This window comes from Pseudomonas sp. AC255 (assembly GCF_979258175.1).
Genome location: NZ_OZ409841.1, coordinates 5,779,985 through 5,799,383 on the forward strand (window position 1 = coordinate 5,779,985; position 19,399 = coordinate 5,799,383).

Genomic DNA, 19,399 nt, shown 5'->3' on the forward strand with positions numbered 1-19,399 from the left:
GACTAATCGGTTCCGGATTCGGATGTTCACCGTAGACGCTGTCGTGAAATATCCGCCTGAAAGAACCTTTCGGCCGGGCGCTGCTCTTAGCCTGTGGGCAGGTGCTGATCGGCATGCTGGTGATGAAGTTCTGACCGCTCGCCAATTTCTCCAATCGAAAAAAGGACGACGTTATGACAGTGGCTCTGTGGTGTGTGTTGATCGCGATTTTCCTGCCGTACGTGTGCACGATCGTGGCGAAGGCCACCGGCGGTTTCCGCCTCAAGGACAATTACGATCCACGGGACTTTCTCGACAGCGTCGATGGCGTCGCCCGTCGCGCCCACGCCGCGCAACTGAACAGCTTTGAAGTAACGCCCGCGTTTGCCGCTGCGGTGATCGTTGCGCATCTGGTCGGCACTGCGGAGCTGGTGACGGTCAATGTGCTGGCCGTGCTGTTTATCACCAGCCGCCTGCTGTACATCATTTGCTACCTGGCTGACTGGGCTGCACTGCGTTCGGTGGTGTGGTTTATCGGGATGGGGCTGATTGCTTCGTTTTTCTTTGTGTCGATCTGAAAGCAGGTTCAAAAGATCGCAGCCTGCGGCAGCTCCTACAGAGGAATGCATACTCCTGTAGGAGCTGCCGAAGGCTGCGATCTTTTGCCTTTAGGGTTTGTCAGCCACCTGCGGCACTTGCGGCAGCTCTTTTCCTTTAGGCCAGAGCATCCAGATCTGCCCCTGCTGTTTCATGTCCCCGGCCAGTTGCCCGGCCGCATCGCCGGTGCCCCAGAACAGATCCGCGCGCACCTCGCCGGCAATCGCGCCGCCGGTGTCCTGCGCCGCGACCGGGCGCACCAGCGGGGTGCCATCCGGTTTGGTGGTCGACAGCCATAACAGACTGCCCAACGGAATCACCTTGCGATCCACCGCCGCGCTGTAGCCGGCGGTCAGCGGCACGTTCAGCGAGCCGCGTGGGCCTTCGTTGCTGTCCGGGTTGCGGGTGAAGAACACGTAGCTCGGGTTGCTGGCGAGCAGTTCCGGAATGCGCATCGGGTTGGCCTTGGCCCAGTTGCTGATCGCGGTCATGGTCACGTCTTCTTTCTTCAGCTCTCCTTGCTCGACCAGCCAGCGACCGATCGGCCGGTACGGGTGGCCGTTCTGATCGGCGTAGGCGATGCGCAACTGTTTGCCGTCCTCGGTCTGGATCCGGCCCGAGCCCTGGATCTGCAGAAATTGCAGGTTCATCGGATCAGTCAGATAGGCGACCACTGGCGCTTTCACACCTTTGGATTCAATGGTCGCCGCGTCGTCGTAAGGCTTGAGCACGCGTCCTTCGAGGCGGCCGCGCAGGCGCTTGCCTTTCAATTCCGGGTAGATGCTGTCGAGCGAGACGATGATCATGTCTTCCGGCACGCCATACACCGGCACGTTCGCCGTTGCGGTGGGCGTCAGGCTGCCGGGGTACACCGGTTCGTAGTAGCCGGTGATCAGACCGTTGGGGTTGTCGTTCTCGGCGCGCAGGCCGTAGACATCGAGATTCTGCTTGAGGAATGCACGAATCTCGGCGGCGCTTTGCGGCACATTCGCCGCCGCAGCGCAGGTCGGCCCCCAGACTGCGTCGGCTTTGAGTCGGGTGCACGCGCTGCGCCAGGAACCGAAACCGGCGACCAGATCGCTGTCGGAGACAGCGGGCAAGGCTTCCCAGGTCGCGCTGGAATAGGTGGCCAGCGCATGGGTTTTTGGTTTGGCGCTGTCGCCGCCTGTGCAACCGGCGAGGATGGCGAGCAGTGGAAGGGTGACGATAAGCGGGTGACGCCAGGCCGTGAAGCGGCTGTTCATGGAGTGATTCCTGTGCCGATTGGCCGAGAGCTCCATGCGCTCGACCAACCCGTATTTTTAATAGGGCTATTGGTGTTTGGCGGTGAGCCGAGGATACTGGCCGCCGATTTCCGCGACCTGAAGCCATCATGACTCTGAAACCAATTGCTGTTGTATTGCTGGCCTGTCTGAACTTGTCCGCCTGTGGCGGCGTCGACCCGAATTCGCCGCTGGGTCAGCGCAAGGCCATCTTCAAGCAGATGCTCAAGACCAGCGAAGACCTCGGCGGCATGTTGCGCGGGCGCATTGCCTTCGACGGACCGAAATTTGCCGAGGGCGCGGTCAGACTTGATGCGTTGGCCCATGAACCGTGGAAGCATTTTCCGCAGGTGCGCGAGGAAGATCACACCAGCGCCAAGGACGATGTCTGGCAGAAACAGGCGCGTTTTCAGCAACTGGCCCGCGCCCTCGAAGCGGCAACCGGTGAACTGGTGGTCGCCAGTCAGGTTCAGCCGTACAAGGCCAGCAATCTCGGACCGGCAGTGCAGAAAGTCGAGGATGCCTGCAGTGCTTGCCATAAAGAGTTTCGCGATCATTGATTCCTGAGGCTGCTGAGTACCTTGTGGCGAGGGGATTTATCCCCGATGGGCTGCGAAGCAGCCCCAAAACCATATAACCGAGTTTTTTCAGTCGGACCCGACCAGTCGAATTTGCGACGGCTTCGCCGCCGGACGGGGATAAATCCCCTCACCACAGGGCTTGGGTTACTTATCGATCTCGTCCAGTGCTTCCTGCAGTTCCTTGCGCGACTCGGCGAGCTTTTCCTTGCGTTTGTTGATCTTCTCCGGATCGCCCTTCTTCATGGCCTTGTCGAGATCCGCTTGACGCTGGCTGACTTCATGCTTGGCCTCAAGCACCTTGTTTTCACGTTCTTTTTTCAGCCCGGCGTCGGTGCAATGTTCGTTCACTTCACGCAGTGCGGTTTCCAGGCCTGCCTGCTGCTCCATGTTGCCGCGCGACTTGGCCTGTTCGATCTGATTGATGATGCCCTGCTTCTTGGCAGCGCAACCGGTCAGGCCCGGGCCGTCTTCTTCGGCCATGACCGGGGCGGCCATGACGCCGCAAAGAGTAAGCAGGGCGAGCGGTGCGAGAAATTTCATAAAAGCTCCATGTGCAAAGGCAATCGGGGTGGGAGGGCACTGCGCTGTTGGAGCGTCTGGCCGGCCGTTGGGTTCCCGCCGGGCGGGGATTGCAGGTTCAGAAGCCGTCGATTCCGGCGGCTTTCAGGGTGTCACTCAAAGCCAGTACCTGCGGGTCACGAAAGAATGCGCTCAGTTGCGCCGCGCGTCCCGGGCCGATACCGGCTTCTGCCTGCCATTGTTCAGTGTCGCGTTGTGCCAGGGCCTGCCACGAATCGTCCAGTTGTGCCTGTCCGGCCGGCGGCATGCCCAGCGCTTTCAACCATCGAGCGAACGGCTTTTGCCGCGCGCCCTGAAAACTGTCGATCAGCCGTGCGCTGCTGCGCTCGCCGAGGCCGGCAATGTTAGCAAGCTCTGACGCATCGAGGGTCAGCCAATCCAGCAGGTGTTTCAGACGGCCTGTTTCCAAAAGTTTCTCCCAGGTGCCGCGACCGACATGCTGCATGGCCAGGCCCTGCTTGCCACTGAGCCAGGTCAGACGCGCGAGAAACTGGCTTTCACACCCCGGCGTCGGTTGCCAGCAGCTCAGGGCGTGGTAGTCGCCAGCATCGGGGATGTTGATGTCCGCCCGTTCGCTCCTGCGCAGCACGACACTGTCGAGGCGCGGAATGGTCAGCCCGGCCAGACTGATTGCCACCTGATCGCCGGGACGGATGTCGAGGGTTTGCCAGCGCTTGAGTGAGCTGACGCTGACCCGTTTGATTTCGCGGTCATCGAGTCTGACCGGCAGCAGTTCCAGCACCGGCGTGATCCGCCCGGTGCGGCCGATCTTGAAATTGACCTTGCGCACTTCGGCCAATGCCTGGGCGAAAGGGTATTTCCAGGCGATCGCCCAATAAGGTGCCTTGGCCTGCCAGCGTTCGGCGGGTGGCCGTTGGCTCTGACGCAGCACCACGCCGTCGCTAGCAAAGGGCAGTGGCGAGCGATACCAGTGCTCGCGCCATTTTTGCGCGTCTTCGAATCGGGTGACGGGCTGGGTATAGGGCTCGGTTGTGGCGAACCCCAATGTCTGAAGTTCGGACAATCTTTCCGGCAGCCGCACAGGACCTTGCGGCCAGTCCCAGACAAACAGGCCGATCCCGGCGGCCTGTTCAACATCGAGTGTTTTACGTCCCATCAGCCCGGCGACGGTGGCGCGGGCATTGACGCTGCCGGACTGTGATTGAACATGCGCGCTCAGGCGCCAATAGAGTTCGCCCTGTACCAGCAGATCCCGTGGCTGCCTCAAACGTTGCGGAATGGCTGCAATCCTGCGCGCGGAGGCGGTCCAGTCCTGGCCGTTGACCCCGTCACCGCGACTGATGGCCTGCTGCAATATCCCCTGGCGGTAGATCAGCGTGACAGCCACGCCGTCGACTTTGGGCTGCACCCAGACGTTCTGGCGATCGCGCAGCCAGTGGGCGACGTCTTCGACTTTGTGCAGCTTGTCCAGACCGGTGTGGGCGATGGGGTGGGTGACCGTGCCGGACGCGGTGCGCAACGGCTGCGGGGATGTGGGTTGGTTGAAACAGGCTTGCCATTCTTTCAGCCGCAGTCGGGACTGGTCATAGAGTTCGTCGCTGATCAATGAACGGCCTTCGCGGTGATAGGCGTCGTCCCATTGGTCGATCCGGTTTTGCAGGCTGGTGATTTCGCGTTGGGCTTGGGAATGATCCCAGTTCGGACAGTTGGCTTGGCTGACAAGGGTGATGAGTGCCAGCAGGAGAGCCAGCAACAGGCGCAGTGTGAAGAGCATCGTTGAGCGTCCTTGCTCGGGGGTAATATTTGAAGGGTAGGTGAGGATTCGAAATGCGTTACCGGGGGTGTTTTTCGAGGTGTTTCCGGATTCTGAATTGACGTTGCATGGGCGGGCGCCTTCGCGAGCAGGCTCGCTCCCACAGGGATCTAAAGAATGTTTCAGGCATGAAAAAGCCCCGCACGGCGCGAACCGTGCGGGGCTTTCTAGCAGCCAGGGAATTACAGGCCAGCGGCGGAACGCAGGGCGTCGGCGCGGTCGGTTTTTTCCCAGGTGAACGTGGTGAAGCTGTCTTCGCCAACGGTCTTGGTCTGCGGCGCACGACCGAAGTGGCCGTAGGCTGCGGTTTCCTGGTACATCGGGTGCAGCAGGTCGAGCATGGTGGTGATCGCGTATGGACGCAGGTCGAACACTTCACGCACCAGTTTGATGATCTTGTCATCGCTGATCTTGCCGGTGCCGAAGGTGTTCAGCGAGATCGAGGTAGGCTGGGCCACACCGATCGCGTAGGACACCTGGATCTCGCAACGCTCGGCCAGGCCGGCCGCAACGATGTTCTTGGCTACGTAACGGCCAGCGTAGGCAGCCGAACGGTCAACCTTCGATGGATCCTTGCCGGAGAACGCGCCGCCGCCGTGACGGGCCATGCCGCCGTAGCTGTCGACGATGATCTTGCGACCGGTCAGACCGCAGTCACCAACCGGGCCGCCAATGATGAACTGGCCGGTCGGGTTGATGTGGAACTGGGTGTCCTTGCTCAGCAGTTCGGCAGGCAGTACGTGCTTGACGATCAGCTCCATCACGCCTTCGCGCAGGTCTTTGTACGACACTTCCGGGTTGTGCTGGGTCGACAGAACAACAGCGTCGATACCGACAACCTTGCCGCCTTCGTAACGGCAGGTCACTTGCGACTTGGCGTCCGGACGCAGCCACGGCAGCAGGCCCGACTTGCGTGCTTCAGCCTGACGCTGCACCAGCTGGTGCGAGAAGGTGATCGGTGCTGGCATCAAAACGTCGGTTTCGTTGCTGGCGTAACCGAACATCAGGCCCTGGTCGCCGGCGCCCTGATCTTCAGGCTTGGCGCGGTCGACACCCTGGTTGATGTCAGGGGACTGCTTGCCGATGATGTTCATCACGCCGCAGGTCGCGCCGTCGAAGCCGACTTCGGAGCTGGTGTAGCCAATGTCGCAAATCACGTCACGAACGATCTGCTCCAGGTCGACCCAGGCGCTGGTGGTCACTTCACCAGCAACGATGGCGACGCCGGTCTTGACCAGGGTTTCCACGGCCACGCGAGCGTGTTTGTCCTGGGCAATAATGGCGTCCAGCACCGCATCGGAAATCTGGTCGGCGATTTTGTCCGGATGTCCTTCAGACACGGACTCGGAGGTGAAGAGGGAGTATTCGCTCATCTCGATGTTTTCCTGAATTTACCGATGGTGAGTGTCGCCAGCCGGTCGCTGAAAGTGGCGAACCTGGATCTGGAAACCATTACGTAAGCCTACATAGAGGCTTTCCCCGGGAACGAGTCCCGCAGCGGTGGCCCAACGGGCCAGATCGTCCTGTTCAAACCCCAACCAGAGATCACCGCAGGCCTCCCTGGCCCAACTCTGGTTGTGGCTACATAACTCTGTCACGAGCAGGCTACCGCCCGGTTGCAGCAGATCGGCCATGTGCCTGAGCGCATCGGCCGGAGCGGCGAAATGGTGCAGGACCATGTTCAACACCACGCAATGGGCCTTGAGGCTTGTGCCGTTCAATGCATCGGCCAATTGCAGGCTGACGTTAGCCAGCTGTTCACGTTCACACACCTGACGCGCCAGTTCGAGCATCGCCGGGCTGTTGTCCAGCGCGGTTACGGTGCCGAAACGACGGGCCAGTTCCGGCAGAAAAGCACCATCGCCGGGGCCGACTTCAATGGCCGTGGCTGCACCATCGAAGTTCAGTTTGTCGAGCAGGGCCAGCACGCTGTCACGGTACTGCGGCAGGCCTGCGATCAAATCTTGCTGGGCACGGAATTTCTCCGCGACCCGGGCGAAAAAATCCCGGCTGGCGGCGGCACGCTGACCATGAACCTGCTCGATGCGTGCTTGCACTTCATCGGGCAGATCCAGATTGTCGACTTCTTCCAGCAATGCCGCGTGCAGCTTGCCGCCGAGCAATCCGCTGTGGGGCAGGGCGCGACGATAGAAAATCGCGTTGCCCTCACGGCGTGTCGCCACCAGATCGGCTTGCGCCAGCACCTTGAGGTGGTGGCTCATGCCCGACTGGCCGATGCCGAAAATCTGCGCCAGCTCCAGCACGCCAAACGAATCGTTGGCCAGCGCGCGCAATACATTCAGCCGCAGCGGATCGCCGCCGGCCTTGCACAGGGCCGCCAGCTCGTCGCAATCGTCATGGCGAATGGAAGGCACGCGTAAGTTCATAGGGCTGGCAGTCTAGAGACGGGGGCAAGGCACCGCAAGGTCAATATCAAAAAGTTTTGATATTGCTCGATAAATGGCACTTCTCGGCGGACGGCAGTCTCTACAAACGAATAGCGGAAAGGTTTCACCAAGCGAAACCTGTGCTATCGATTGGAAAAACGCCTGCCGATGACTATCTGTCATTGCCCCGAGGCGCATGGGTGAGGGAAAATGCCCTCCTTTTTTCCGTTTCAGTCTATTCACACCCAGGAGATCAGCGATGCCTAGCCGTCGTGAGCGTGCCAACGCCATTCGTGCCCTCAGCATGGATGCCGTGCAAAAAGCCAACAGCGGCCATCCCGGTGCCCCTATGGGTATGGCAGATATTGCCGAAGTGCTGTGGCGCGACTACCTCAAGCACAACCCGAGCAACCCGTCGTTCGCCGACCGTGACCGCTTCGTGCTGTCCAACGGCCACGGCTCGATGTTGATCTACTCGCTGCTGCACCTGACCGGCTACGACCTGTCGATCGACGACCTCAAGCAGTTCCGTCAACTGCACAGCCGCACTCCAGGCCACCCGGAATTCGGTTACACCCCGGGCGTCGAAACCACCACCGGCCCGCTGGGTCAGGGTCTGGCCAACGCCGTCGGTTTCGCCCTGGCTGAAAAAGTCATGGGCGCGCAGTTCAACCGTCCCGGCCACAACATCGTTGATCACCACACCTACGTGTTCCTCGGTGATGGCTGCATGATGGAAGGCATTTCCCACGAGGTCGCCTCCCTGGCCGGCACGCTGGGCCTGGGCAAGCTGATTGCCTTCTACGATGACAACGGCATTTCCATCGACGGTGAAGTCGAAGGCTGGTTCACCGATGACACGCCGAAGCGTTTCGAAGCCTACAACTGGCAGGTGATCCGCAACGTCGACGGCCACGATCCGGAAGAGATCAAGACCGCCATCGAAACCGCACGCAAGAGCGCTCAACCGACGCTGATCTGCTGCAAGACCACCATCGGTTTCGGTTCGCCGAACAAGCAGGGCAAGGAAGATTGCCACGGCGCCCCACTGGGTGACGCGGAAATCGCCCTGACCCGTCAGGCGCTGAACTGGAACTACGGCCCGTTCGAAATTCCGGCCGAGATCTATGCCGAGTGGGACGCCAAAGAAGCTGGCCGCGCGGTCGAAGCCGAGTGGGATCAGCGTTTCGCCGCCTACTCCGCTGCATTCCCGACTGAAGCCAACGAGCTGATCCGTCGTCTGAGCGGCGAACTGCCGGCCGACTTCTCGGAAAAAGCCTCGGCTTACATCGCCGAAGTCGCCGCCAAGGGCGAAACCATCGCCAGCCGCAAAGCCAGCCAGAACACCCTCAACGCTTTCGGCCCGCTGCTGCCGGAAATGCTTGGCGGTTCGGCTGACCTCGCCGGTTCCAACCTGACCCTGTGGAAAGGCTGCAAAGGCGTCAGCGCTGAAGATGCCAGCGGCAACTACATGTACTACGGCGTGCGCGAGTTCGGCATGACCGCGATCATGAACGGCGTCGCCCTGCACGGCGGTCTGGTGCCTTACGGCGCGACCTTCCTGATGTTCATGGAATACGCACGCAACGCCGTACGTATGTCGGCTTTGATGAAGAAGCGCGTGATCCACGTGTACACCCACGACTCTATCGGTCTGGGCGAAGACGGCCCGACGCACCAGCCGATCGAGCAATTGACCAGCCTGCGCAGCACGCCGAACCTCGACACCTGGCGTCCAGCCGATGCCGTGGAATCGGCAGTGGCCTGGAAAAACGCGCTGGAGCGCAAGGACGGCCCGTCGGCGCTGATCTTCTCCCGGCAGAACCTGCAGCACCAGGAACGCGATGCTGGCCAGATTGCCAACATCAGCCGTGGCGGTTATGTGCTCAAGGATTGCGCAGGCGAGCCTGAGCTGATCCTGATCGCCACCGGTTCGGAAGTCGGTCTGGCCGTACAGGCCTTCGACAAACTGACCGAGCAGGGCCGCAAAGTTCGCGTGGTTTCGATGCCTTGCACCAGCGCGTTCGATGCTCAGGATGCGGAGTACAAGCAGTCGGTTCTGCCATTGCAGGTCAGCGCGCGTATCGCCATCGAAGCGGCCCACGCCGATTTCTGGTTCAAGTACGTGGGTCTGGAAGGTCGTGTGATCGGCATGACCACCTACGGTGAGTCGGCGCCGGCTTCGGCATTGTTCGAAGAGTTCGGCTTCACCCTGGAAAACATCCTCGGTCAGGCTGAAGAGCTGCTGGAAGACTAAGCAGTACGAATGCGGTGGCCCTGGCCGCCGCGTTCCCCTGTAGGAGCTGCCGAAGGCTGCGATCTTTTGATCTTGATCTTAAAAACAAGATCAAAAGATCGCAGCCTCGTTTCACTCGTCAGCTCCTACATGGGGTTGTGTTGTTAGCGAATCTATCGAGAACCCCATGCCTCAACCGCGTCCCTACAAAGTTGCACTCAACGGCTACGGCCGCATTGGTCGTTGCGTCTTGCGTGCGTTGTTTGAGCGAGGCGAGAAAGCCGGGTTTGAAATTGTCGCGATCAACGATCTGGCCGACATGGCCAGCATCGAATACCTGACACGCTTCGACTCCACCCACGGCCGCTTTCCCGGCGAAGTGCGGGTTGAAGGCGATTGTCTGCATATCAATGGCGACTGCGTGAAGGTCCTGCGCAGTGCCACCCCCGAAGGCATCGATTGGGCGTCGCTGGGCGTCGATCTGGTGCTTGAGTGCTCCGGCGCTTACCACACCCGTGCCGATGGCCAGCGTTTTCTCGACGCCGGCGCACCGCGCGTGCTGTTTTCGCAGCCGATGGCCAGCGAAGCGGATGTCGACGCCACCATCGTCTACGGCGTCAATCAGGACTGCCTGACCGGCGACGAACTGCTGGTGTCCAATGCCTCCTGCACGACAAATTGCGGCGTGCCGCTGCTGCGCCTGCTCGATCAGACGATCGGCCTCGATTACGTGTCGATCACCACGATTCACTCGGCGATGAACGATCAGCCAGTGATCGACGCCTATCACCACGAAGACCTGCGCCGCACGCGTTCGGCGTTCCAGTCGGTGATCCCGGTGTCCACTGGTCTGGCGCGTGGTATCGAGCGCCTGCTGCCGGAACTTGCCGGGCGAATTCAGGCCAAAGCCGTGCGCGTGCCGACAGTCAACGTGTCCTGCCTCGACATCACGATGCAGACCGCCACGGCGACTGACGCCAATGAGGTCAACCGGATCCTGCGCGAAGCCGCCACCAGCGGCCCGCTCAAAGGCCTTCTGGCCTATACCGAGTTGCCGCACGCCAGCTGTGATTTCAACCATGACCCACATTCGGCCATCGTCGATGCCAGCCAGACCCGAGTTTCCGGCCCCAAACTGGTGAACATCCTGGCCTGGTTCGACAACGAGTGGGGTTTTGCCAACCGAATGCTGGACGTTGCAGATCACTATCTGCAAACAGCAACTTCAAAAAAACCGTAGGAAGTGCGACCCATGACCGTGTTGAAGATGTCCGACCTCGATCTGCAAGGTAAGCGCGTATTGATCCGCGAAGACCTCAACGTCCCCGTCAAGGACGGTGTTGTCACTAGCGACGCGCGCATCCTGGCTTCGCTGCCGACCATCAAGCTGGCCCTGGAAAAAGGCGCGGCGGTGATGGTCTGCTCGCACCTGGGCCGTCCGACCGAAGGCGAGTTCTCCGCCGAAAACAGCCTGAAACCTGTCGCCGACTACCTGAGCAAAGCGCTGGGCCGTGAAGTGCCGCTGGTGGCTGACTACCTCGGTGGCGTGGAGGTCAAGGCTGGCGACATCGTGCTGTTCGAAAACGTACGCTTCAACAAGGGCGAGAAGAAGAACGCCGACGACCTGGCCCAGCAATACGCAGCCCTGTGCGATGTGTTCGTGATGGATGCTTTCGGTACTGCTCACCGCGCCGAGGGTTCGACCCATGGTGTAGCCAAGTTCGCCAAAGTCGCTGCCGCCGGCCCGTTGCTGGCCGCTGAGCTGGATGCACTGGGCAAAGCCCTCGGCGCGCCGGCCAAGCCAATGGCAGCCATCGTTGCCGGCTCCAAGGTGTCGACCAAACTCGACGTGCTGAACAGCCTGAGCCAGATCTGCGATCAACTGATCGTCGGCGGCGGCATCGCCAACACCTTCCTCGCGGCGGCTGGTCACCCGGTCGGCAAGTCGCTGTACGAACCGGACCTGCTCGACACCGCGCGTGAAATCGCTGCCAAAGTCAGCGTACCGTTGCCGGTTGACGTTGTGGTCGCCAAGGAATTTGCCGAAAGCGCTGAAGCGACTGTGAAGCTGATCGCTGACGTGGCGGCTGACGACATGATTCTCGACATCGGCCCGCAAACCGCCGCCAATTTCGCCGAGCTGCTGAAGTCGTCGAAAACCATTCTGTGGAACGGCCCGGTTGGCGTGTTCGAGTTCGATCAGTTCGGCAACGGCACCAAAGTGCTGGCCCAGGCCATCGCCGAGAGCTCGGCATTCTCCATCGCGGGCGGTGGCGACACCCTGGCGGCGATCGATAAATATGGCGTGGCTGAGCAGATCTCCTACATTTCCACCGGTGGTGGCGCGTTCCTCGAATTCGTCGAGGGCAAGGTGCTGCCTGCCGTTGAAGTCCTGGAAAGCCGGGCCAAGGCCTGAGGCCGCCCGTTTGGCCAGGCAAAGGAGTGTTCACATGGTCAAGTCGTTAGCGCTGTTGTTGCTGACCGGTACGCTGGCGGCCTGCGGGAGCACCCCGAAGGCCGACGCGACGCCAGCACCGAGCGAGCCGCAGAAGGGCTGTTATCAGGCCGACTGGCAGGCCGAAACCAACCCGGTGCTGAACAAGCGCTCGGGCCCGGACGGCCTGGACAAATACGAGACGCAAACCCCGGTCAAGGAACATGGTTGTCCTTGACGGGTCTGACTCTTTAACTCAGGGCTGGCGGCGTGCGTCGTCAGTCGAGGAACACGGATGAAAGGCTTGATCGCCGTTGCGGCGTTGGCATTGTTGGGTGGTTGCGCGCAGTTGAACCTGTTTCAGTCGTCGGCCCCGGCAGACAACTGGACGACCTGGACCTGCGACAGTCAGGCCAAGGTGTTGTGGCGTTACGCCGATGCCGGCCAGAAGGAAGTCGACGTTCGCCTCGGCGGCGGTGATCAGGTCTATCGCCTGAAAGAAGAGCCGGGCGCCTCGGGCACGCTGTACAGCGACGGCATGCTGGCGTTTCACGTCAAGGGTGACGAAGGCCTGGTGTACTGGGTCGCCACCAATGACCTGATTGGCCGTGGTTGCAAGGCCGAGTAACACGATTGAATTGGTGTACAGAGATCCAAATGTGGGAGCGAGCCTGCTCGCGAAAGCAATCTTGCCGTCGATGATGCAGTGTCTGTCAGACCGCTTTCGCGAGCAGGCTCGCTCCCACAGGGGGTCTCTGTTGTTCACACAGTTTTGGTAACACCGAATCACCAGGTCGGGCCTCAACCCCCGATCTGCATTAACTTGAATAGCCGCCGCCGCTTCGGCAGGCTGGCACGATCAACGACCCTCAACCGGGAGAGACACACACAATGGCACTTATCAGCATGCGCCAGATGCTGGACCACGCAGCCGAGTTCGGCTACGGCGTTCCAGCCTTCAACGTCAACAACCTTGAGCAGATGCGCGCCATCATGGAAGCCGCTGACAAGACTGACTCCCCGGTGATCGTCCAGGCTTCGGCCGGCGCCCGCAAATACGCCGGCGCACCGTTCCTGCGTCACTTGATCCTGGCCGCGATCGAAGAATTCCCGCACATCCCGGTGTGCATGCACCAGGACCATGGCACCAGCCCTGACGTTTGCCAGCGCTCGATTCAACTGGGCTTCAGCTCGGTAATGATGGACGGCTCGCTGGGCGAAGACGGCAAGACCCCGACCGACTACGACTACAACGTCCGCGTTACCCAACAAACCGTGGCCATGGCTCACGCCTGCGGCGTTTCGGTAGAGGGCGAGCTGGGTTGCCTGGGTTCGCTGGAAACCGGTATGGCCGGTGAAGAAGACGGCATCGGCGCTGAAGGCGTTCTGGATCACAGCCAGATGCTGACCGACCCGGAAGAAGCCGCTGACTTCGTCAAGCGCACCCAGGTCGATGCCCTGGCCATCGCCATCGGCACCAGCCACGGTGCCTACAAGTTCACCAAGCCACCAACCGGCGACGTGCTGGCGATCGACCGCATCAAGGAAATCCACAAGCGCATCCCGAACACCCACTTGGTGATGCACGGTTCGTCCTCCGTGCCACAAGAGTGGCTGGCGATCATCAACCAGTACGGCGGCGACATCAAAGAAACCTACGGCGTCCCGGTTGAAGAGATCGTCGAAGGCATCAAGCACGGCGTGCGCAAGGTCAACATCGACACCGACCTGCGCCTGGCCTCCACTGGCGCCATGCGTCGCCTGATGGCCACCAACCCGAGCGAATTCGACCCACGTAAATTCTTCGGCGCCACCGTGACGGCAATGCGCGATGTATGTATCGCTCGTTATGAAGCGTTCGGTACTGCCGGTAATGCCTCGAAGATCAAACCGATCTCGCTGGAAGCGATGTACCAGCGTTATCTGAAGGGTGAGTTGAACGCCAAGGTTAACTGAGCCTGAGCGTTGAGCTGATTAAAAAGAAACCCGCCGAGAGGCGGGTTTTTTTGTGGTGGAAGCGTTGTGACAAGACATCGGCATCCTTTTGCTTGAAATGTCACCTAAAGGGGACTTTACTGGTAATAATCTATTTAAAGTCCAATATGGGTGACATTTTGCTTCTCGATAATCCAGCAACGTTTGCCCAGCGTATTCGCCAATTGCGCAAAGCCAAGGGCTACAGTCAAGCGCTGCTTGCGCATAGGGCTCATTGCAGCCGCAAAACCATCATCGATCTAGAAGCAGGCGAAAACGTCGCTTTTTATACGGTGTTTAGAGTTATTGCCGCGTTAGGCATGGCGTTGGAGATTGTCGATAACCGAATCGATCTCAAATCACTCGCCGAATTGGTAGAGCATGATGAGTAAGGTGAAACGACTGAATGTCATGACGCCTCAGGGCCATTCCGGCGAGTTGTCCAAAGGTTCGCAGTTTTCATTCGCTTACCAGTCAGCGTCGCCACTCAAGGAAGTTTCCCTGGTCATGCCCTATGACCCGACACCGTCGGTGAGCAGCGTATTGCAGCCCATCTTCGATATGAATGTGCCTGAGGGATATCTGGCCGACCAAATCAAGCGGCGCATGGCCAAGCATATGCAAGTGGATGAAATGCGCCTGTTGTCCGTCATTGGCGGTAATCAGATCGGTCGCCTCACGTATGAGAATCCGGTAGAACCTTCAGGCTCTGTTCGTGCGCAGGTCGGCCTGCAGGAGATCCTGTCGGCGGACACCTCTCAGCATGTTTTCGGTTTTTTGGTCGAAACCTACTTCGAATCGGGGATTTCAGGTGTTCAGCCCAAGGTTCTGGTGCCCGATCTGGACAAACTGACTGGTAGCCGAAAAACAGTGATCAGCTCCGACCTTATCGTCAAATCAGGAGCGGAAGAGTATGAGCACCTGGCTCAAAACGAGTTTCTGTGTCTGGAAGCAGCGCGGCTGGCTGGACTGTACACGCCGCCTTTCTGGCTTTCCGATAACGGTGAGCTGTTTGTCATGGAGCGTTTTGATCTGACAGCGTCTGATCGCCTTGGCTTTGAAGACATGGCGGTGCTGCTGGGGTTAAACAAGGATCCCCACGACAACTATAAATATTCGCAGAGCTACGAAACCCTTGCTGCAGTGATCCGTCAGGTATGCAGGCATGCCGACCCGATACGAGAACTGGAACGATTTTTTCATCCGTCTGTCTTTCGGTCATGGTGCGTAACGGCGATGCGCATTTGAAAAACTTCGGGGTGACCTACACGCACCCCGCGGCCTCTGAAACGGTGCAGTTGGCGCCGGTATACGATGTCACGACGACAACCGTATACGAGAACTACAACCCCAGGACCGGGCGATCGCTGGTTGACCGTACTCTCGCCATCAAGATGAACAAGGCCAAAGCTTATCCGGATCGTCAGCAGTTGATTGAGTTTGGTCGTAAACACTGCGCTGTGGATAAGCCAGCACTGATCGTCGACCGGATAGCCGAGGCAATGAGTCAGGCGCTTTTGATTCACCGACCACGGATAGACGTTGAATTGTTTGCAAGGATGCAACGCGAATGGGACATCGGGCGCATGGTTGCGTTGAATGACTCGGTCGGTTCGGGTTTGAAGCGTCATCCTTTATCAAGCGGTAGAAAGGAAAAGGCTGATAAATGATAAGCGGTGTACCGCTACGGTGACATTTGCTACTCAAAGTCGCGTATACGCGACATTTCGCCAAGGCAGCGGCCCGCATTTGGAGGTGGCGCAGTCCGCAGCCCACCCCTGAAGCCCTTGCAGGAGTGAGCCTGCTCGCGATAGCGGAGTTTCAGACACATGAATATTGAATGACACACCGTTATCGCGAGCAGGCCCACTCCTACAATTGGAGCGAGTGTGGTCTGCAAGTTATGGGTTGTTTGTCATTTTGGCGGCTAGCTACTTGTCGTGATCAATATCCAGTTTGGTAAACGTCACCTGTCCACCCTCACTGGTATAGCCGGTGTTGTCCTGCACATACACGCCGGCCTTGAAGTACAGCGGCTTGTCGCGCCAGGTCGCGCTGATCTGGGAGTCCCACTGATAGCCCGCCGCACTCACGCCCAGGGCACCGCCGGGGCTCAAGTGGATGAGGTAGTTGAATTCGCGATCAAGCTTGACGCCGGTGGCGAGGGTGATGACGCGGCTTTCGGCGTCGTCCGGGCGCATGCGCACTTTGATCACCAGATTGCCGGTCTGGGTTTTTTCCTTGTACTGATATTCGAGCTTGACCATCGGCCGCTGGCTTTCGTACGCGTGAATCTGGCCGATGACGATCTTGCCCGAGCTCGGCACCTTGTTCACCGCGAGGGTGGCGCGCAGCAGGTTGTCGGCGTCCGGGTAGTACCAGTTGCGCAGGGTGCCGTTGCTGTAGGTTTCGCGCAGTTCGGTACGCGGGTAGATGGCGTTTTCGGTTTTCGAGCCAGTCACCGGGGACCAGAAGAACAGGGTGCCGGTGTCGGAATGGAAGTACTGATCCTTGAAGCCATCCACCAGTTTCGAGGTTTCGACGGTGTACGGCGGGCTGCCAACAGGAACGCTGAGGTTCCAGGTTGCGAGGTCGATCATGACGGTTCTTCCAATCAATTCATCCGGAACGCCGGTGCCAGAAGCTCTAGCCCGCGCGTTTTCGGGCGTCTTTATAAGCGTAGCGGCAATTTTTGTTAATGCCCGTCCGGCGATTACTTGACGTCAAAGTCCTGTCGAAATGCCATCCCGCCCGGTTTTCGGGGGCTGTAGCGGTGACCGTTAGTCGGCTGGGTTGAGCATTGTTTAAATGATGGCGGGATGACAGCTTCTGCTTTCACTGATCCGCGTCTAGAGTGAAGGCTCAGTACGTCTATGGTTTTGCCGGCAACCGGTCCCGATAAGAGAAGCAGCATGGAATGCGCGCAACCCCAGCCAGGTGAAGGCAGCTCGGTCCTTTTGATCGTCGATGATTACCCCGAAAATCTGATCAGCATGCGCGCGTTGCTGCAGCGTCAGGATTGGCACGTGATGACCGCCGCCTCCGGTTTCGAGGCGCTGAACCTTTTGCTCGAACACGACATCGACCTGGTCCTGCTCGATGTGCAGATGCCCGGCATGGACGGTTTCGAGGTCGCGCGGCTGATGCGCGGCAGCCAGCGCACGCGGCTGACGCCGATCATTTTCCTCACCGCCAACGAGCAATCCCAGGACGCCGTGATCAAAGGCTATGCCAGCGGCGCGGTGGATTACCTGTTCAAGCCGTTCGATCCGCAAATCCTCAAGCCCAAGGTCCAGGCGCTGCTCGAGCACCAGCGCAATCGCCGTGCCTTGCAACGCCTGAGTCATGACCTGGAAGTGGCGCGCGCCTTCAATGCCTCGGTGCTGGACAACGCCGCCGAAGGCATTCTGGTGTTGAGCGAGGACGGCGTGATCCGCTTCGCCAATCCGGCGATTTCGCGGTTGCTCAATGCGCCGGTGAAGGATCTGGAAGGCAAGGAGTTTCTCGATTTCCTGCAGAAGCCACACATTCCCCTGTGGGCCGATTCCGAGTTCTACGCCGGCTACCAACGCGGTGAAACCCTGCGCCTGCATGATGCGTTGTTGCGTACTGCGCCCGGGCAGCAAGTGCCGGTGGCCTTGTCCTGCGCGCCGCTGCCCTCGGAGCAGCATGCGATGGTGGTGACGGTGCTGGACATGTCGGTGGTGCGTCACTTGCACCAGCAACTGGAGTTCCAGGCGGTGACCGATCCGCTGACCGGTCTGCTCAACCGGCGCGGGTTCTACCAGACCGTGGAAAACCTGCTGTTGCGCGGCGAACGCAGCGACAGCAGTTGGGTGTTGCTCTACCTCGATCTCGACGGCTTCAAACGGGTCAACGATTCCCTCGGTCACGATGCCGGCGACCGCGTGTTGCGCTGGGTTTCCGAGCAATTGAAAGCGTGCCTGCGGCCGTTCGATATTCTCGCGCGCATGGGCGGCGATGAATTCACCGCGCTGCTGGATCTGGAATTCCCCGAGCAAGCGGCGAAGATTGCCGAAAAACTCATCGAACGGGTATCGGTGTGTCAGCAGATCGAAGGTCTGGATATCGTTCTTGGCGCCAGTATCGGCATCGCCACCTATCCTGACTGCGGGCGCAATCTCGACGGCTTGCTGCGCGCCTCGGACATCGCTATGTACGAGGCCAAGCGCGCCGGGCGTCAGCAATATCGTTTCTATGACCCTGAAATGAACGGCCGCGCACGCTCGCGTCTGATGCTGGAAGACAGCGTGCGCGAGGCCATCGAGAATCGCGATTTCAATCTGGTCTATCAGCCGCAGGTGGCGATCGGCAGCGGACAGATCCGTGGGTTCGAGGCGTTGCTGCGCTGGCAGCATCCGAGCGTCGGCGATGTGCCGCCGGGGTTGTTTCTGCCATTGCTGGAAGAGGCGCGCTTGATCAGTCGCCTCGGCAGCTGGATCTATCACCGTGGCGCCGGTCAGCGTAAAGCCTGGGAAACCTTGTTCGCTGAAGATCTGGTGCTCGGCGTGAGCCTGAGCAATACCCAGTTCGGCCTGCCGAATCTGGTCACTGAATTGCGTCAAGTCATGGAACGCCATGCGCTGCAACCGCGGCAACTGGAAGTCGAAGTCACCGAAGAAGCGTTGATGCAAGACCCGGACGAAACCCGCAAGCAACTGCGGCTGCTGCGTCATCTCGGGGTGCGCGTGGCGCTGGATGATTTTGGTTCGGGGCCGTGCTCGCTGGCGCATCTGCGCGATCTGGAGCTGGACACGCTGAAGCTCGACCGCCACTTGATCGCGCGCCTGCCGGACTCGCCTCGTGATGCGGCGCTGGTGCGCATGGTCATCGACCTGTGCAAGCAATACGGTCTGCTGGTGATTGCCGAAGGAGTGGAAACCCTCGAGCAATATCAGTGGCTGCAAGCCCATGGCTGCGAGTATGTGCAGGGCTTCCTCGTCGCGCGGCCGTTGATCGCCGAAGACGCGGTCAGCTTCGTCGAACCCTTTGACTGGAGCGCGCTGCCCGGTTGAATTCGCTACACTGGCGGACCTTTTTCGAACCGCGTCGCTTGTCCATGACTGTGTTGAAGTACCTCCAGGCCTACCCCGCGCAATTGCAGGATCAGGTGCGCCAACTGATTGCCGAAGGGCGTCTGGGTGAATACCTGAATCAGCGCTATTCAGGGCGACACGACGTGCAGAGCGACAAGGCCTTGTACAGCTACGCGCTGGATCTCAAGCAGCAGTACATGCGTAATGCGCCGGCGATCGACAAAGTGCTGTTCGACAACCGCCTCGACCTGACCCACCGCGCGCTCGGTCTGCACACCACGGTGTCACGGGTGCAGGGCGGCAAGCTCAAGGCCAACAAGGAAATCCGCATCGCCGCGCTGTTCAAGGACGCTGCGCCGGATTTTCTGAAGATGATCGTGGTGCACGAGCTGGCGCACTTCAAGGAATCGGAGCACAACAAGGCGTTCTATAAACTGTGCGAGCACATGCTGCCGGGGTATCACCAGATCGAGTTCGATCTGCGTGTGTACCTGACGTGGCGGGATATGCAGTAAAGATCAAAAGATCGCAGCCTTCGG

General features: G+C 59.8%; 17 protein-coding genes and 1 pseudogene. 12 read left to right on the forward strand and 6 right to left on the reverse strand.

Annotated features, from left to right (window positions below; genetic code table 11):
• Positions 1-173 precede the first annotated feature (173 nt).
• Positions 174-557, forward strand: coding sequence for an MAPEG family protein (locus ACZZ0K_RS26070; RefSeq protein ID WP_024014628.1), 384 nt, complete (start codon positions 174-176; stop codon positions 555-557).
• Between the two features lie 90 nt (positions 558-647).
• On the opposite strand, the gene mltA is transcribed toward ACZZ0K_RS26070, so the two are convergent.
• Positions 648-1,820 carry a murein transglycosylase A gene (gene mltA / locus ACZZ0K_RS26075; RefSeq protein WP_252884954.1) on the reverse strand — a complete coding sequence of 391 codons (1,173 nt, stop codon included), beginning with the start codon at positions 1,818-1,820 and terminating at the stop codon, positions 648-650.
• 128 nt (positions 1,821-1,948) lie between these two features.
• Between mltA and ACZZ0K_RS26080 the strand changes: the two genes are divergently transcribed.
• The gene (locus ACZZ0K_RS26080; protein ID WP_252884953.1) at positions 1,949-2,398 is read left to right on the forward strand and encodes a c-type cytochrome; all 450 of its coding nucleotides are present in this window, start codon (positions 1,949-1,951) and stop codon (positions 2,396-2,398) included.
• A 165-nt stretch (positions 2,399-2,563) separates the two neighbouring features.
• On the opposite strand, the gene ACZZ0K_RS26085 is transcribed toward ACZZ0K_RS26080, so the two are convergent.
• From ACZZ0K_RS26085 to ACZZ0K_RS26100, 4 genes are all read right to left on the reverse strand, one after another.
• A complete protein-coding gene (locus ACZZ0K_RS26085; RefSeq protein ID WP_016772779.1) occupies positions 2,564-2,959 on the reverse strand; it encodes a DUF1090 domain-containing protein in 396 nt (131 codons plus the stop codon).
• A gap of 97 nt (positions 2,960-3,056) precedes the next feature.
• Positions 3,057-4,733: an NAD-dependent DNA ligase LigB gene (ligB, locus tag ACZZ0K_RS26090; RefSeq protein WP_252884952.1), complete on the reverse strand. Its 1,677-nt coding sequence runs from the start codon at positions 4,731-4,733 to the stop codon at positions 3,057-3,059.
• 221 nt (positions 4,734-4,954) lie between these two features.
• A complete protein-coding gene (gene metK, locus ACZZ0K_RS26095; protein WP_024014624.1) occupies positions 4,955-6,145 on the reverse strand; it encodes a methionine adenosyltransferase in 1,191 nt (396 codons plus the stop codon).
• 18 nt (positions 6,146-6,163) lie between these two features.
• On the reverse strand, positions 6,164-7,159 hold the full coding sequence (locus tag ACZZ0K_RS26100; RefSeq protein WP_217849546.1) for an ArsR/SmtB family transcription factor: 996 nt from the start codon (positions 7,157-7,159) through the stop codon (positions 6,164-6,166).
• A gap of 259 nt (positions 7,160-7,418) precedes the next feature.
• Here ACZZ0K_RS26100 and tkt point away from each other — a divergent pair, with 259 nt between their 5' ends.
• From tkt to ACZZ0K_RS26140, 8 genes and pseudogenes are all read left to right on the forward strand, one after another.
• On the forward strand, positions 7,419-9,416 hold the full coding sequence (tkt, locus tag ACZZ0K_RS26105; protein WP_150743450.1) for a transketolase: 1,998 nt from the start codon (positions 7,419-7,421) through the stop codon (positions 9,414-9,416).
• Positions 9,417-9,582: 166 nt separating this feature from the next.
• The gene (gene epd, locus ACZZ0K_RS26110; protein WP_252884951.1) at positions 9,583-10,635 is read left to right on the forward strand and encodes an erythrose-4-phosphate dehydrogenase; all 1,053 of its coding nucleotides are present in this window, start codon (positions 9,583-9,585) and stop codon (positions 10,633-10,635) included.
• Between the two features lie 12 nt (positions 10,636-10,647).
• On the forward strand, positions 10,648-11,811 hold the full coding sequence (locus ACZZ0K_RS26115; RefSeq protein ID WP_016772785.1) for a phosphoglycerate kinase: 1,164 nt from the start codon (positions 10,648-10,650) through the stop codon (positions 11,809-11,811).
• Between the two features lie 34 nt (positions 11,812-11,845).
• Positions 11,846-12,067 carry a hypothetical protein gene (locus ACZZ0K_RS26120; protein WP_016772786.1) on the forward strand — a complete coding sequence of 74 codons (222 nt, stop codon included), beginning with the start codon at positions 11,846-11,848 and terminating at the stop codon, positions 12,065-12,067.
• 57 nt (positions 12,068-12,124) lie between these two features.
• Positions 12,125-12,457, forward strand: a complete 333-nt coding sequence (locus ACZZ0K_RS26125) for an MliC family protein (protein ID WP_071173874.1) — start codon at positions 12,125-12,127, stop codon at positions 12,455-12,457.
• Between the two features lie 263 nt (positions 12,458-12,720).
• Positions 12,721-13,785, forward strand: a complete 1,065-nt coding sequence (gene fba, locus ACZZ0K_RS26130) for a class II fructose-bisphosphate aldolase (RefSeq protein ID WP_008081027.1) — start codon at positions 12,721-12,723, stop codon at positions 13,783-13,785.
• 146 nt (positions 13,786-13,931) lie between these two features.
• Positions 13,932-14,195 carry a helix-turn-helix transcriptional regulator gene (locus tag ACZZ0K_RS26135; RefSeq protein ID WP_024014619.1) on the forward strand — a complete coding sequence of 88 codons (264 nt, stop codon included), beginning with the start codon at positions 13,932-13,934 and terminating at the stop codon, positions 14,193-14,195.
• 19 nt (positions 14,196-14,214) lie between these two features.
• Positions 14,215-15,473, forward strand: a pseudogene (locus ACZZ0K_RS26140) (type II toxin-antitoxin system HipA family toxin).
• Between the two features lie 261 nt (positions 15,474-15,734).
• Here the strand turns inward: ACZZ0K_RS26140 and ACZZ0K_RS26145 are convergent.
• The gene (locus ACZZ0K_RS26145; protein ID WP_016772792.1) at positions 15,735-16,403 is read right to left on the reverse strand and encodes a polysaccharide lyase family 7 protein; all 669 of its coding nucleotides are present in this window, start codon (positions 16,401-16,403) and stop codon (positions 15,735-15,737) included.
• A 312-nt stretch (positions 16,404-16,715) separates the two neighbouring features.
• Between ACZZ0K_RS26145 and ACZZ0K_RS26150 the strand changes: the two genes are divergently transcribed.
• Entirely contained in the window at positions 16,716-18,839 is a 2,124-nt protein-coding gene (locus ACZZ0K_RS26150; RefSeq protein WP_041476777.1) for a putative bifunctional diguanylate cyclase/phosphodiesterase, read from the forward strand.
• A 44-nt stretch (positions 18,840-18,883) separates the two neighbouring features.
• A complete protein-coding gene (locus ACZZ0K_RS26155; protein ID WP_041476958.1) occupies positions 18,884-19,375 on the forward strand; it encodes a YgjP-like metallopeptidase domain-containing protein in 492 nt (163 codons plus the stop codon).
• Positions 19,376-19,399 lie beyond the last annotated feature (24 nt).

Coding starts and splice junctions, on each gene's coding strand:
- ACZZ0K_RS26070 (WP_024014628.1), top strand. CDS start 174: ATGACAGTGGCTCTGTGGTGTGTGTTGATCGCGATTTTCCTGCCGTAC.
- mltA (WP_252884954.1), bottom strand. CDS start 1,820: ATGAACAGCCGCTTCACGGCCTGGCGTCACCCGCTTATCGTCACCCTT.
- ACZZ0K_RS26080 (WP_252884953.1), top strand. CDS start 1,949: ATGACTCTGAAACCAATTGCTGTTGTATTGCTGGCCTGTCTGAACTTG.
- ACZZ0K_RS26085 (WP_016772779.1), bottom strand. CDS start 2,959: ATGAAATTTCTCGCACCGCTCGCCCTGCTTACTCTTTGCGGCGTCATG.
- ligB (WP_252884952.1), bottom strand. CDS start 4,733: ATGCTCTTCACACTGCGCCTGTTGCTGGCTCTCCTGCTGGCACTCATC.
- metK (WP_024014624.1), bottom strand. CDS start 6,145: ATGAGCGAATACTCCCTCTTCACCTCCGAGTCCGTGTCTGAAGGACAT.
- ACZZ0K_RS26100 (WP_217849546.1), bottom strand. CDS start 7,159: ATGAACTTACGCGTGCCTTCCATTCGCCATGACGATTGCGACGAGCTG.
- tkt (WP_150743450.1), top strand. CDS start 7,419: ATGCCTAGCCGTCGTGAGCGTGCCAACGCCATTCGTGCCCTCAGCATG.
- epd (WP_252884951.1), top strand. CDS start 9,583: ATGCCTCAACCGCGTCCCTACAAAGTTGCACTCAACGGCTACGGCCGC.
- ACZZ0K_RS26115 (WP_016772785.1), top strand. CDS start 10,648: ATGACCGTGTTGAAGATGTCCGACCTCGATCTGCAAGGTAAGCGCGTA.
- ACZZ0K_RS26120 (WP_016772786.1), top strand. CDS start 11,846: ATGGTCAAGTCGTTAGCGCTGTTGTTGCTGACCGGTACGCTGGCGGCC.
- ACZZ0K_RS26125 (WP_071173874.1), top strand. CDS start 12,125: ATGAAAGGCTTGATCGCCGTTGCGGCGTTGGCATTGTTGGGTGGTTGC.
- fba (WP_008081027.1), top strand. CDS start 12,721: ATGGCACTTATCAGCATGCGCCAGATGCTGGACCACGCAGCCGAGTTC.
- ACZZ0K_RS26135 (WP_024014619.1), top strand. CDS start 13,932: ATGGGTGACATTTTGCTTCTCGATAATCCAGCAACGTTTGCCCAGCGT.
- ACZZ0K_RS26145 (WP_016772792.1), bottom strand. CDS start 16,403: ATGATCGACCTCGCAACCTGGAACCTCAGCGTTCCTGTTGGCAGCCCG.
- ACZZ0K_RS26150 (WP_041476777.1), top strand. CDS start 16,716: ATGGAATGCGCGCAACCCCAGCCAGGTGAAGGCAGCTCGGTCCTTTTG.
- ACZZ0K_RS26155 (WP_041476958.1), top strand. CDS start 18,884: ATGACTGTGTTGAAGTACCTCCAGGCCTACCCCGCGCAATTGCAGGAT.